The sequence below is a fragment of the Alteromonas sp. B31-7 genome, assembly GCF_015767655.1.
Classification (GTDB): Bacteria; Pseudomonadota; Gammaproteobacteria; order Enterobacterales; family Alteromonadaceae; genus Alteromonas; species Alteromonas australica.
This window is the reverse complement of sequence record NZ_CP065233.1, coordinates 2,327,470-2,341,473: the sequence shown is the minus strand read 5'-3', so window position 1 is coordinate 2,341,473 and position 14,004 is coordinate 2,327,470. Positions and strand designations below refer to the sequence as shown.

Genomic DNA, 14,004 nt, shown 5'->3' with positions numbered 1-14,004 from the left:
AACTAACACTTGCGTGTGTTCGAGGCGTCAGCTACGCAATGGAAAGATGACCGTGAACGTGGTTGCCTGCTCATCTGATCCCACTTGTATATGTGCACCGTTAACTTCAAGAACAGATCTCGCAATGGTTAATCCTAATCCAGCGCCTTGCCCGTCACGTTTTCGAGATGGATCCGCGCGGTAGAAACGATCGAAAAGGCGAGAAAGTTGAATGTCAGGGATCTTATTACCTGGGTTTGAAATCGATATCAATGCTTCGTTATCCTGTATTTGAGTAGATACGGTTACTTCTGCATTATCGGGAGTGTACCGAATGGCATTAGATAACAAGTTGCTCAGTGCTTGTCGAAACATCGATTTGTCGCACATTAACGTTATTTTGTGACCAATAAGTTGAATGCTGATGTGCTTCTCTTCGGCCAAGAGCTCAAAGTATTCGATTAATTCACCGATTTCTTTCTGACAGTCTATCCGCTCAGCGTTGGGTTTGATCAAGCCATGCTCCGTTTGTGCTAGTAACAACATGTCACTGACCATTTTCGACATTCGCTCGTACTCTTCTAAGTTAGAATATAAGATGTCAGTATATTCATTCGTCGATCGTGGTTGATTGAGTATGACTTGGGTCTGTGTAGTCAGGTTGGTGATAGGCGTTCTTAGTTCATGAGCTATGTCAGTGGAAAAATGGGACAGCTGCTCAAACCCGCTTTCAAGTCTCTCAATCATCGCATTAAAGGACTCCACCAGATTAGCAAGCTCCACTGGGACTTCGGTGGGTTCCAACCTGATATCCAATTTATCCGCGGTGATGGAACCGATTTTGCGACTGAGACGTCGTAAGGGGGAGTGACCACGATAAACAGCAAACCGCGCGGCTAAGATCGTAATAGCCCCAGACAATACAATGATCCCCCACAATGTTGTCTCGAAGTCTTCCATATAGTTCATATGAAATTCCATGTTCGAGGCAACGATGACTTGATAATGTGTTTGGCTGTTGCCGTCTTCAATACGCACGGTTATTTCCGTTGCCCGTAACATATGTTCGCCGTCGAAAAAGAGGCTTAACATGGATGGCGTTATTTGTTCTAGTTCATACGTATCCCCAGGGTATTTTTCTAGCACCGCGCTCTCACTGCTAAAAATAACTTTGTTGTCTTTATTTTTAACTAAATAATAGACACCGTGATGCCCAGAGACAGCTTGGAATAATATGCTAGACGGTGCGACCCCTTCATTATACGCTGTATTAAGCTTGCGTTTCACGGCTAGAAACACCTCATTCAGCTCATCTGCATCCTGCTCTTCAAAATGCTGAGCAATCGATTGCTGCACCATAAGACTTATAAACGTTAGGCACACAAAGATAGTGAGCCCAACAAGTGTAGTGACCCGAAAGGCGAGAGAGCTTGGTCGCTTTGATAGATCCTTAAGATTCATTACTGCACATTTTATATCCCATCCCTCGCACAGTCTGAATGAGCTTTAGTGAGAAGTCATCATCGATTTTTGCTCGAAGACGGCGAATGGCGACATCAATCACATTGGTATCGCTATCAAAATTCATATCCCATACTTGCGAAGCAATAAGAGAACGCGGCAATACCTCGCCTTGGCGTCTCACCATTAATTCTAATAAGGTGAACTCTTTAGTTGTCAGGTTTATTTTGCGCCCACTTCGCGTGGCAATACGCGAAGGAATGTCGAGCTCCAAATCAGCTATGTGTAAAATATTATTGGGCACGGACGTGCCGCGGCGGATCAACGTACGCACACGCGCTAGCAGCTCAGCAAATGCAAACGGCTTCACTAAGTAATCATCTGCGCCGAGCTCTAAACCTTTAACACGGTCATTCACATGATCACGAGCAGTAAGAAAAAGAACCGGTGTATGATTGTTAGACTCTCGTAACGATGACAATATTTTCCAACCATCGATATCAGGCAGCATGACGTCTAAGATGATCAACTCATATTCACCGAGCATGGCTTTGTGATGGCCATCGAGGCCGGTCCGAACTAACTCAACAACAAAGCCCGATTCGGCAAGGCCTTGTTTGATGTAGTCTCCAGTTTTTGTTTCGTCTTCAACGACTAATATTTTCATGCGATGTTCCGCCCGTGTTACTTATGATAAGCCCGCTTACAATATTAATGTACGTAACGAAACCGTGAAACGAAACACCTACTATCATACTATATAGATCGCTTCGTAATTTCGCCGACGTCCAGATACTTTAATGTTGAGTGCACTAAATATGTTAGTCCTTAGGTAGCTGATTATGCAACGAAATCCTTGCTTTTAATCCATTATAATCGGTCTAATTGTTGTAACCGTTCAGCAGGGCCCTATTGACAGGCTGCTTTGAAGTCGCCGAGTAGAGGATAGGACGTTTTGTTTAACGTCGCTTCGAGAATGGCGCGGAGCCAATTAAGTGGATTCAGCTTTTGTTTCCGGCAGGTTTCTACAATGGTGAGTATACGTTGTCTGAACAGTTCCCCTCGGTGAGAACACACGCCATAGCTGCCTTTTCGCCACAGCACATAGCTTCGCAATGAACGCTCTGCTTCATTGTTAATGAGGAGGACGCCATCGTGACTGAGGAACACCCAGCACATATCATCGTGTTTTAGCAGCAGCTTACACCGGTTCTGATAGCGGGGAGTAACACAACGCCTTGATGCCAGTTCAAGTTGTTCTCGCCAGGCGATACGCAGTTTTTCCATTCGGTCCCGGTATCGCTTTTCACTTAGTTCGTTACTCTCATACCGGTGTTGCAGCTGGAACAGTATGCGAATGAGCCTGACTAACGTCGTTCCATAAGTCTTGTTCGTTCCCCAGCTTTCCGCCAGCGCATTCATGTTTCTTAAGATATGCGCCCAGCACAATTGTCGGTGGTCAGTATCAATGTAATGATAACCGGCATACTGGTCGGTAACTACAATGTTTTCTGGATTATCACCCAGTAATTTCTTTGCCGCCCAGGCGCCGCGTGAGAAGTGGGTCATGAAGCATGATAACTCTGCTGTGCAGACCTGCCACATCCAACGGTTTTCGTTGCCACGCTGATGACGGGTTTCATCGCAGTGTACCACCGCCTCAGTGCGCATCATCTCTTTGATATCCTGATACGCTGGCGTCAGTACTGAACTAACCCGGCCCTGCGCTTCAGAGATAGCACCGCGACTGAACGATAAGCCGAAGTTCTGTTCGAGCTGTTGCTGGATTTTACTGATACTCTGGTGAAACTGACCGGACTGCATTGCCACACATGCCAGCAGGTTATTGCCCATCTGTCCCTGATTCACGTTGTCAGGTAGCGTTGCTTTTACCGTTTTGCTGCACTGACAACACTGACCCTGATGTAACTGATGTTCAACCACAGAGAAAGCCTGAGAAGGAATATCAAAAACCTGATGGCGGCGATACGGTGAATCACTGATAGTAATAGTACCACCGCAATCACACGTATCATCGGGATAGTACGTCAGGGTTTCATCAACGCTCTCGGCTAACATCCGCTTGCTACCTTTATGACCGGATTGCGCACCACGCTTACGGCCTGTCGGCTTTTTAGCTGGCGCAGAAGAGGACGCCCCCGGCCCATTAGACGATGGCGGACGCGACGAGTTACGACTGTTTTGATTCAGTCGGTCTTCGAGGTCATTTAGCCTGTCCCAGAGTGCTTGAATAACCAATTTTGCATCATCTAAGTTATCGACTGCGGGCGGCTTTGATAGCTGTTTTTTACGTGGCATGAAGTCACTTTGACAGACTGGGGGGATCAATCAATAGGATCCAAGAGATCACTGAAAATAAATATATTTAGCTGTCAATAGGGCCCTGCTGAACGGTTACAATTGTTTATATTACCGAATTGTAATGTGCCGGTAATCTGGTTGTCAGGCGAGGGTGCTAACATCTCATTCAGTGATTAAGCTGTCATCGACTGCTGTCTGTCAAAAACTATGGAATGACGAGAACTTGAAAAGCGCTTTCATTAAAATGTTTATTGTTATTGCATTGCTCAGTGTGCAAATGAGTGAGTCATTTGTATTCGCGCAAATGCCATGCAGTGACGAAATGGCAGCGGTGATGGATCTCGGATCTCACGATATGCAAAGCGCTCATGACATGATGAAACACTCACAAAGCGATGATATGAATGATTGTTGTCAGCAAGATTGCTGTTGTCCAATGGCGATGTTTCATATTGGTCTTCTCTCTAGTCAAGCTCATTCGTCACCCGATGGCGTGTCGCTGAGTATTCAGTCTCTTAACCCAAACCTAAACCAAATCTTTTTAGGTGGATTGCAGCGCCCTCCGAAACACTCTCTCATTTAAGCAGGATAAGTCCGTCTAGAATCCGGGCAATGATATCGCTTGTTAGTCGAATGTTCGTAGCAAGCCATTTATTTAAACAATAGAAATGAGAAAGTAATTATGTCAATTATTACGCATCGCTCGATGTGGATAGCCTTGGTGTTTGCACTGTTTTTATCAGCATGTACCGACGCAACACAGATTAATAACGATTCAGAGGCAGTGACTGAATCCCCGATAACATCCTTAACAGTCTACAAAAGCCGTTCTTGTAAGTGTTGCCAAAAGTGGGTGAACCATATTGAAGAGCACGGGTTCGACGCAGACGTATCCAATGTTACGTTAATGTCTCGAATTAAAGACAAATATGGTATTGCGCCTAATTACCGTTCGTGCCATACGGCATTGTCCCCAGGCGGTTTTGTTTTTGAAGGTCACATTCCAGCAAAATTCATTCAGCAATTTTTAGACAATATACCTGAAGGCGCCATCGGACTCAGTGTGCCGGCTATGCCAATTGGCTCACCTGGTATGGAAGTCGGTGATCAATTTCGTCCTTATCTTATTCTGCAACTCAATGACGATGGCAGCGCAACCACTTATGCCGAAGTTAATACCTATGAGGAGCAATTCTAATGAGACGCTTTTCATTTCATGTCATTGTACTAATGACGCTTTTGAATACTGGGCTCGCCCAAAGTCAAACCAAGTCGGTATTGACATTGGAGCAGGCTGTTGAAATCGCGATTAACAACGACCCTTGGCTTGTAGGCAGTGAGTATCGCGAGCAAGCCATTGTTTCAAGTAGCGTGGCAGCCGCTAGTTTGCCGGACCCGGTAGTTAATATTGGTTTGGCGAACTTACCAACAGATGGATTCGCATTCGATCAAGAACCCATGACGCAACTTAAGGCAGGGGTTTCGCAGATGTTCCCCAGAGGGGATTCGTTAGATATTCGTTCTCGTCAATTAAGAGAGCAAGCCGCCGAGCACCCATTAATGCGTGCTGATCGCATCGCCCGCACACGTGTGCAGGTCTCTGATATTTGGCTTGAAATTTATCGCGCGCAGCAGAGTATTAAGCTAATCCATCAAGATAGGGCATTGTTTGAGCAACTCAGTGACATTGCCAAAGCGAATTATGCGACCGCCCTTGGACGCGTGCGACAGCAAGACATCATTAGGGCAAAGTTAGAATTGACGCGGTTAGAAGACAGATTAACAAAACTACAAGCACTGGAAGAACGCGCCACAGGTAAGTTATTGGAATGGATCCTAAAAAACCAGCAGTCTGCACGCCAACTTGGCTTTGATGCATTTAGCGCGTTGCAGTTGCCTAATACATTACCTGCCATTGCAAAAATCACTGACAACACGTTGTTAATGGTAAAAAGGAAAAACCAACAACAGCTCGCGGAATTACTCGCAGATCACCCTTATATTTTATCCATTAATCAACGTATCAGAGCGAGTCAAACCGGGGTTGAGTTAGCTAAAGAAAAATACAAACCCCAATGGGGCGTAAATGCCAGTTACGCTTTTCGCGATGATACCCCGGCAGGTGCAAGTCGAGCTGATTTTTTGTCAGTCGGTGTTAGTTTTGATTTACCTATTTTTACTGAAAACCGTCAAGACAAAGAAGTCTCTGCAGCCGTAAATCAATCAGAAGCCATAAAGACTGACAAGTTACTCGCACTGCGCGAAATGATGTCTGCCATCCAGTCGTTATACGCTGAGCGAGAACGTTTAACTGACAGGCAATCGTTATACAACGACGAGTTATTAGCACAAATGCAAGAACAAGCAGATGCGTCCTTGAATGCCTACACCAATGATGACGGCGATTTCGCCGAAGTTGCTCGCGCGCGTATCGCGGATTTGAATGCGCGTATTGATGCATTGGATATCGATGTGGATCTCGTCAGAACAAACATTCGACTTAATTATTATTTCAATACCACCGCAGGTATTTCCAAGACTCAATTCGGAGAACAATAATGAATAACACGAAAGCCATTATTTTAGGATGTGTTATCGGCGGTGCAATGACTGCGTTAGCATATACATCCCTACTTCCTTCTGATGCACCATCTAACGCAGCAGGGCAAAGCACAGAACCCCAGCCACTCTATTGGGTGGCACCGATGGATCCCAATTACCGTCGTGATGAACCGGGTAAATCTCCGATGGGAATGGATCTCGTCCCCGTTTATGAGGAGAGCACCGGAGGTAATGAAGGTCCGGGAACCATTAGCATATCACCCAATGTAGTTAATAATTTAGGGGTAAGAACAGCATCGGTTCAACGCCGCTCGCTGCATGTCCCTATTCGTACGGTTGGCTATGTGCAATACAATGAAGACACTTTGATACATATCCACCCACGCGTTGAAGGTTGGGTAGATACACTGCATGTGAAAGCCTCGGGAGAGTATGTCAAAAAAGGCGAACCATTGTATTCGCTCTATTCCCCAGAATTGGTTAATGCGCAAGAAGAGCTGCTGATCGCGATGCGCCGCGGGAGCGACGATTTGATCAATGCTGCTCGGTCGCGGTTAGATGCGTTGCAAATGCCAAATGAAGAGATTCAGTCCTTAATATCGAGCAAAAAAGTTCGTCAAACGATCACTTTTTCGGCACCGCAAACCGGGTTTGTTGACAATTTAAATATCCGCGAAGGATTCTTTATCAAGCCAGGCAATACCCTCCTATCCATTGGTGCGTTGGATGAGGTGTGGGTTGATGCTGAAATCTTTGAACGGCAATCCGCGCAAGTCACTGTTGGACTTCCCGTCACAATGACGTTAGATTTTTTACCCGGCAAAACATGGGAGGGTGAGGTTGATTACGTCTACCCCACACTTGAACAGAGCACTCGAACGCTACGGGTTCGGTTACGCTTTAAAAATGCCGATTACGCGCTTAAGCCGAACATGTTTGCCCAGATCACAATACATTCAGACTTTGACTCAGACAACGTTCTTGTGCCATCAGAAGCGGTTATCAGAACCGGCACGCAAGATCGTGTTGTCTTGGCGTTGGGTGACGGGCAATTCAAGTCCATTGCCGTAGATGTAGGTCGAGTGGTAGAGGACTACACTGAGATTACTACAGGTCTCATCGACGGGGATCAGATTGTCACCTCGGCACACTTTTTACTCGATTCAGAAAGCAGTATCAGTTCAGATTTTAAACGGATGGAAGCACCTGGTGCACTCCCGTCGTCGGTTTTTACCGAAGCCACCATCACCGATGTTATGCCCTCACATAACATGATAACAGTGAACCATGGCGCCATCAGTGAATGGGATTGGCCAGAAATGACAATGGATTTTACTGTCGCCAACCACGTAGACCTAACGAGTTTGCGGCAAGGTATGGGGGCGCATATTGAAATTAGTAAAGAAAACGATGGTCAGTATGTGGTAACGACGGTGCATATCATTGACGACAATGCTGATACACAGACTATAAATGGACGCACTATATGGACTGAAGCAACGATTAATTCAGTTATGTCCTCACACAAAATGCTAAATCTTGACCACGGAGCAATTGAAGCGTGGGATTGGCCCGCGATGACAATGGATTTCTTTGTTGCTGACACTATCGATTTATCACAGTTGGAAGCTGGTATGGATTTGCATATTGAAATCACCAAAACCGGTGATAGCGACTATCTGGTAACAACCATCCATGTAAAATCAGCAGAACCAAGTTCAGCGCAAAGCGCAGTGGTGACAGGCACCATTAATGCCATCAATACGCAGTCTCGTGTAGTCAATATTTCACGTGAAGCGATCCCAAAGTGGGATAGGCCTGCGGCAACTCTTGACTTTACCGTGAGCGACGCTATCGATATCAGCCAATTTACGGTCGGTGCTGACATTACATTTACGTTTGAGATCACTGACGGCAACTTTAGGATCCTGAGCATTCAGTCTGAAAGCCAAGATGCTTCGATGGATCATAGCAACCATGGAGGAGCACACGAATGATCGCTGCTATTATTCGATGGTCAGTTTCCAACCGCTTCTTCGTATTACTGACGACCTTAATTATTATCGGCGGTGGTTTATTCACGATAAAGAATACACCAATTGATGCATTGCCCGACCTATCTGATGTCCAGGTCATCATTAAGACGAGTTACCCTGGACAAGCACCTCAGGTGGTTGAAGATCAGGTGACTTATCCGCTTACAACAGCGATGTTGTCGGTACCAGGCGCTAAAACAGTCAGGGGTTATTCTTTCTTTGGCGACTCATATGTCTACATCATTTTTGATGACAGCACGGATCTCTATTGGGCCCGAAGCCGCGTATTAGAATACCTGTCTCAAGTTGCTCCCAATTTGCCTGAAAATGCTCGGCCACAATTAGGCCCAGATGCAACGGGTGTGGGTTGGGTTTACTTGTATGCATTGGTTGACCGCACAGGCAAAAACGACATATCACAACTACGTAGTCTGCAGGATTGGTTTCTCAAGTACGAACTGCAAACCGTTCCCGGTGTCTCTGAGGTTTCTGCGTTAGGCGGTATGGTAAAGCAATATCAAGTTAAAGTTGATCCTGAAAAACTGCGGGCTTATGGGATCCCGCTATCGCATATTCAAACGGCCATCAAAAGAGGCAACAAAGAAGTTGGCGCATCTGTTATTGAAATGGCTGAGGCTGAATATATGGTCAGGGCGACAGGGTATATTTCAAGCAAACAAGATATCGAAACGATCCCTCTCGGCGTGAATGAAAATGGTACGCCGCTGTTGGTTAGGGATATCGCGGATGTGCAATTAGGTCCCCAAATGCGCAGGGGTATCGCTGAGCTGAATGGCGAAGGAGAAACCGTAGGCGGCATCGTTGTTATGCGATTTGGAGAAAATGCTCAAACAACCATTAACGGAGTCAAAGCTAAACTCGACGATCTTAAAAAAGGATTGCCGGATGGCGTCGAAATCGTCACGGTTTACGATCGCTCAGCTTTGATTGAACGGGCGGTAGATAACTTGGCCTCTAAACTGGTAGAAGAGTTTATCGTCGTTGCCCTAGTGTGTATCGCGTTCTTATTTCATGTACGCTCTTCGTTGGTCGCAATTATAAGTATTCCTGTCGGAATCATCACGGCAATCATCGTGATGTATATGCAAGGTATCAATGCGAACATCATGTCCTTGGGGGGGATCGCTATTGCTATTGGTGCAATGAGCGATGGGGCCATTGTCATGATCGAAAATATGCATAAGCATATGGAGCGAACCCCCCTGACGAAAGAAAATCGATGGCAGGTCGTCATGGATTCAGCGTCTGAAGTCGGACCTGCGCTGTTTTTCAGTTTGTTGATCATCACCGTTAGTTTCGTACCAGTGTTTACACTAGAAGCGCAAGAGGGCAGGATGTTCTCGCCGCTTGCATTCACCAAAACATATGCGATGGCCGCTTCCGCAGCTCTTGCTATCACCTTGGTGCCAGTTTTGATGGGGTACTTTGTGCGCGGTAAAGTACTTGCGGAGCATAAGAATCCTGTAAATCGGTTCTTGACGTTTTTATACATGCCAACACTGAAAACGGTATTACGTTTTCCCAAGTTGACCATGCTGGTCGCCGTTATAGTACTGGGAATTGGGCTTTGGCCAATTGATAAGATCGGTAGCGAATTTATCCCGCCGCTTGATGAAGGTGACTTAATGTATATGCCGACGACTTATGCCGGTATTTCGATAGGTAAAGCACGCGAGTTATTGCAACAAACCAATAAACTGATCAAGACCGTTCCTGAGGTCGAAACGGTGTTTGGCAAGGTCGGCCGAGCCGATACGGCAACCGATCCTGCGCCATTAACAATGATAGAAACGTTTATACAATTAAAACCTCAAGATCAATGGCGTGAAGGCATGACGACCCAGGATCTGATCAAAGAATTTGATGCTGTGGTTAATTTGCCGGGGTTAACGAACGCATGGGTTATGCCAATTAAAACGCGGATTGATATGTTGGCTACCGGTATTAAGACCCCCGTGGGCATCAAGATTGGAGGTCCAGATCTTATGGAAATTCAAAAGATTGGTCAACAAATTGAAACGATACTTTCAGATGTTGAGGGCACTGCATCCGTTTATTCAGAGCGCGTTGCCGGCGGGCGTTATGTCAAAGTCGATATCCAACGTGAACGGGCCGCTCGCTATGGTCTTAACATAGCAGACGTTCAACAAGTTGTTTCTAGTGCGATTGGAGGAATGAATGTTACACAAAGCGTCGAAGGATTAGAGCGCTACCCAGTGAATATTCGATATCCACAATCATATCGCTCATCACCTGAATCATTGTCATTGTTGCCTATTGTCACACCACAAGGCAAACGCATTGCGTTGGCTGATGTCGCGGATGTGTATATTGAAGATGGTCCCCCAGGCATTAAAAGTGAAAATGCACGCCTTAATGGCTGGGTGTATGTGGATATTGATGGTGTAGACATTGGCTCTTATGTCGTCGCAGCGCAGCAGGTCGTCAGTGAGGAGCTGGTATTGCCTGCAGGATACTCCATAACGTGGTCGGGACAATATGAATATATGTTGCGGGCAAAAGAAAAATTAACCTATGTAGTGCCATTGACTTTAGCCATTATCGTGATCTTGTTATACCTCAACTTCCGCAATTTTATTGAAGTAGCGATCATCATGGGAACGTTGCCTTTATCGATGGTCGGTAGTATTTGGCTTATGTACTTAGAGGGGTTTAACTTTTCAGTGGCAGTGGGCGTTGGCTTCATTGCATTGGCCGGGGTCGCTGTCGAGATTGGCGTCATTATGCTGGTGTACTTGAATCATGAGTACCAGGCGTTAATCGACAAATGCAAAATGGACGGTATCAAACCCACCGTAGGAATGCTAACCGAAGCCGTATTGCATGGCGCGGGTTTGCGTGTCCGGCCAGTCATGATGACGACCGCAACCATTATATTCGGACTATTACCGGTACTTTATGGCTCAGGTACGGGGTCTGAAGTGATGAGTCGTATCGCTGCGCCCATGGTGGGCGGGATGGTCAGTGCGATTTTATTGACGCTACTTATTTTACCAGCCATTTATTTAATATGGCGAAAACAGCAGCTCAAAACGATGAGTAATTGGTAGTTATGCGTCGCCTTGCTCGTCGGTTACACCGATACCTACTGTTGATTGTCGGTGTGCAGATGCTCCTCTGGTCAGTGAGTGGACTCTACATGGTCTGGTTTGATATCCACTATATTCATGGCGATCATTTCATGAAAAGCTCGCCCGCGCTTTCATCATTGTCAACGGTAAACGTTGGCTTTGATGAGATAGTCGCTCGCTACCCTGATGCTAAGTCAATCGTTTTGGGCAGTGTGGGGGAGATGCCGGTTTACCGATTAACCCTCACCAGTAAGACGCACCTGATCAGCGGCTTATCTGGAGACATCATCCAACCGTTGTCAGACAAACAAGCCGCCGCCATCGCAATGTCTAGGTCAAGTCGGTCGTATGAGGTCGACAATGTGACCTTGCTGGGTGAAAACGAAGAGGATAGTGCGGTTGGGCAACGAGGACGTCCATTATGGCGAGTTGAATTTAAAGGCGCACTTGCGCCAACATTTTACGTCAGTCAAGACACAGGTACGGTTGAATATATTCGACATGCCCCTTGGCAAGTATTTGATTGGTTATGGCGCCTCCATATTATGGATTACCAAGACGGTGAAGACGTTAGTAATACACTATTAGTGAGCATGACTATCATAGGGCTGTTGGCCGCATTAGCAGGCTTGCTATTGCTGCCTTATTCCTTTTCGTCATCGCGAAAGGCAGCTGACTGAAATGTTCTGGCGGATCATTCACAAATACCTTGCATTAATTGTGTTTTCACAATTAATGGTTTGGCTCGCTACGGGTTTTTTACTCGGACAGGCTGAGCACAGTAAACCCCTCTCCAGAATCGCAAGTGACGCTATTGCAGGAAGTGTATTAACGCCAAACCTAATATCCGTTGAGAATGTCCTTATACGCTCACCCAATGCGCTCTCTATTGAGCTGCTTAGCTTGTTGGGAAACCCGACCTATAAGGTTATGACGCACTATGCTAGACATGCCCATGAAAGAGAGTATGAGTTAATAGACGCGATAAAGGGAAATAAAATAGAACTAACAGCGAACGATATCCGTGATCTGGTCAACAATCAGTTCCGGTTAACTTCGCCTATTCAAGATTTGCGCCGTGTTGATCCGCCGATAGAGCATCTACCCAAAGAGCAACAATCGGTTTGGCATGTACGTTTATCAGACAGAGAAACGACACACATTTATGTCCGAGCATCGACAGGGGAATTGGCCGGCGTCGTCGATAGCAACAGGGAATGGACAAACTTGTTGATGCTATTGCACTTTATGGATTATCAGAACACCGGCTCATTTAATCACTGGTGGATCAAGGCTCTCGCGTTACTGACTGTGCTGATGAGTATTTCAGGAATTACGTGGCTGGTTAGCCTCGTTAAAAATAAGCAAGTATTCATTAGGTGGTGGTATAGAAAGCAAGACTTAGTGGTACGAGATCAGCAAGGTTACCTCCAAAACGTCGTTGCTAAGGACAATGAATCACTTCTGGATTGTCTACAGCACAACGCCCTTTCTATTGGGTCAGTATGTGGGGGAGGGGGAACATGCGGCCAATGTATTGTGCGTCTTGATCCATCGGCTGCCATTTCAGTTGCAGAACGATACCGCTTATCTCAAGACAGGTTGTTGTCCGGTTATCGTTTAGCTTGTCAGCAAAACACTGATTTGAAAGGCAACGTTCAGCTTGTAGAGTCTCCAAACCCCAAAACAGTATCATGCGAGTTGCTCTCAAACACATTCATTACACCCTTTATCAAAGAATTAAGATTTAAATATCAAGGCAGTGTTCCACTGGATTTTAAGCCTGGCAGTTTTGTTCAATTCACGATTAAAGAAGGTCAATCTTTAGCGTTTCCGAAAGACTTACCGAGACGCTATCAGCCTTATTGGCCGCGTTTTGAATCAGCTACATTTTCCCATCCAAACACTGTCAGGCATTATTCAGTTGCAAACCGAAATGATGGTAGTGGCGTGCTTACATTCAATATAAAAATGCAACCGGCACAATCTAACAACCAAAGACCTGGCATCGGTTCTTTTCACCTTGGTAATTTAAGCATCGGCACGGTGGTTGATATAGTTGCGCCTCGAGGGGGATTTAACTTACTTGATGACCTTGGTGTACGAGAAATTGTGTTGGTCGGTGGGGGCTCGGGTATAGCACCTCTAAAAGCTCTAATCGATGAACTAATATTTGGCTTGCATTCGACACTGCCTATAACCCTCTTTTATGGCGCCAAACACCCTGTTGAATTGGCAAATCATTGCTGGTTAAAAGCGGTTGAAACACAGCATTCCAATTTCTCCTATCAACCTATCGTGTCTAACGCGTCTTCTGTTTGGTATGGACAGGTGGGCCGCGTACAAACGCCGTTGAATGCATTTGTGTCTGCGCACCGTAGCCTCCATCGATGTTTGTTTTTCCTCTGCGGTCCTCCGGCAATGATGAACGATGTAACCCAATTACTATTACGCTACTCCGTCAATGAAAATGCTATACAAATCGATTCATTTTCACCATTTACTACTACTTAAAACTACCGAGGTTTATT

The 14,004-nt window shown here is 45.8% G+C and carries 10 protein-coding genes; 7 read left to right on the top strand and 3 right to left on the bottom strand.

Translation table 11 applies throughout. The features are described from left to right. Window positions 1-27: 27 nt before the first annotated feature. The 3 genes from IUA53_RS09900 to tnpC all read right to left on the bottom strand — a co-directional run bounded on the left by IUA53_RS09900 (window position 28) and on the right by tnpC (window position 3,759). Window positions 28-1,440 carry a heavy metal sensor histidine kinase gene (locus IUA53_RS09900; RefSeq protein WP_196897016.1) on the bottom strand — a complete coding sequence of 471 codons (1,413 nt, stop codon included), beginning with the start codon at window positions 1,438-1,440 and terminating at the stop codon, window positions 28-30. Continuing rightward, window positions 1,430-2,107, bottom strand: a complete 678-nt coding sequence (locus tag IUA53_RS09895; protein ID WP_196897015.1) for a heavy metal response regulator transcription factor — start codon at window positions 2,105-2,107, stop codon at window positions 1,430-1,432. The genes IUA53_RS09900 and IUA53_RS09895 overlap by 11 nt, the downstream gene beginning before the upstream one ends. Window positions 2,108-2,349: 242 nt before the next feature. Continuing rightward, window positions 2,350-3,759, bottom strand: a complete 1,410-nt coding sequence (tnpC, locus tag IUA53_RS09890) for an IS66 family transposase (protein ID WP_196899485.1) — start codon at window positions 3,757-3,759, stop codon at window positions 2,350-2,352. Window positions 3,760-4,006: 247 nt separating this feature from the next. Between tnpC and IUA53_RS09885 the strand changes: the two genes are divergently transcribed. The 7 genes from IUA53_RS09885 to IUA53_RS09855 all read left to right on the top strand — a co-directional run bounded on the left by IUA53_RS09885 (window position 4,007) and on the right by IUA53_RS09855 (window position 13,987). Beyond that, complete coding sequence (locus IUA53_RS09885; protein WP_231401119.1) at window positions 4,007-4,345, top strand: hypothetical protein; 339 nt, start codon at window positions 4,007-4,009, stop codon at window positions 4,343-4,345. A 99-nt stretch (window positions 4,346-4,444) separates the two neighbouring features. Beyond that, entirely contained in the window at window positions 4,445-4,960 is a 516-nt protein-coding gene (locus IUA53_RS09880; RefSeq protein ID WP_126873371.1) for a DUF411 domain-containing protein, read from the top strand. Then, complete coding sequence (locus IUA53_RS09875) at window positions 4,960-6,321, top strand: TolC family protein (RefSeq protein ID WP_123324646.1); 1,362 nt, start codon at window positions 4,960-4,962, stop codon at window positions 6,319-6,321. Before IUA53_RS09880 ends, IUA53_RS09875 begins: the two co-directional genes overlap by 1 nt. Continuing rightward, entirely contained in the window at window positions 6,321-8,321 is a 2,001-nt protein-coding gene (locus IUA53_RS09870; RefSeq protein ID WP_196897014.1) for an efflux RND transporter periplasmic adaptor subunit, read from the top strand. Before IUA53_RS09875 ends, IUA53_RS09870 begins: the two co-directional genes overlap by 1 nt. Next, window positions 8,318-11,452: an efflux RND transporter permease subunit gene (locus tag IUA53_RS09865; RefSeq protein ID WP_196897013.1), complete on the top strand. Its 3,135-nt coding sequence runs from the start codon at window positions 8,318-8,320 to the stop codon at window positions 11,450-11,452. The genes IUA53_RS09870 and IUA53_RS09865 overlap by 4 nt, the downstream gene beginning before the upstream one ends. Window positions 11,453-11,541: 89 nt before the next feature. Next, window positions 11,542-12,153 carry a peptidase gene (locus tag IUA53_RS09860; RefSeq protein ID WP_231401117.1) on the top strand — a complete coding sequence of 204 codons (612 nt, stop codon included), beginning with the start codon at window positions 11,542-11,544 and terminating at the stop codon, window positions 12,151-12,153. Window position 12,154: 1 nt separating this feature from the next. Further along, window positions 12,155-13,987, top strand: a complete 1,833-nt coding sequence (locus IUA53_RS09855; protein WP_044447428.1) for a 2Fe-2S iron-sulfur cluster-binding protein — start codon at window positions 12,155-12,157, stop codon at window positions 13,985-13,987. The last annotated feature ends 17 nt before the right edge of the window (window positions 13,988-14,004 follow it).

Bases quoted from the DNA above. Each gene is read 5' to 3' on its own strand.
- IUA53_RS09860 (WP_231401117.1), top strand. From the start codon at position 11,542: ATGGTCTGGTTTGATATCCACTATATTCATGGCGATCATTTCATGAAA.
- IUA53_RS09880 (WP_126873371.1), top strand. From the start codon at position 4,445: ATGTCAATTATTACGCATCGCTCGATGTGGATAGCCTTGGTGTTTGCA.
- IUA53_RS09895 (WP_196897015.1), bottom strand. From the start codon at position 2,107: ATGAAAATATTAGTCGTTGAAGACGAAACAAAAACTGGAGACTACATC.
- IUA53_RS09885 (WP_231401119.1), top strand. From the start codon at position 4,007: ATGTTTATTGTTATTGCATTGCTCAGTGTGCAAATGAGTGAGTCATTT.
- tnpC (WP_196899485.1), bottom strand. From the start codon at position 3,759: ATGCCACGTAAAAAACAGCTATCAAAGCCGCCCGCAGTCGATAACTTA.
- IUA53_RS09855 (WP_044447428.1), top strand. From the start codon at position 12,155: ATGTTCTGGCGGATCATTCACAAATACCTTGCATTAATTGTGTTTTCA.
- IUA53_RS09900 (WP_196897016.1), bottom strand. From the start codon at position 1,440: ATGAATCTTAAGGATCTATCAAAGCGACCAAGCTCTCTCGCCTTTCGG.
- IUA53_RS09875 (WP_123324646.1), top strand. From the start codon at position 4,960: ATGAGACGCTTTTCATTTCATGTCATTGTACTAATGACGCTTTTGAAT.
- IUA53_RS09865 (WP_196897013.1), top strand. From the start codon at position 8,318: ATGATCGCTGCTATTATTCGATGGTCAGTTTCCAACCGCTTCTTCGTA.
- IUA53_RS09870 (WP_196897014.1), top strand. From the start codon at position 6,321: ATGAATAACACGAAAGCCATTATTTTAGGATGTGTTATCGGCGGTGCA.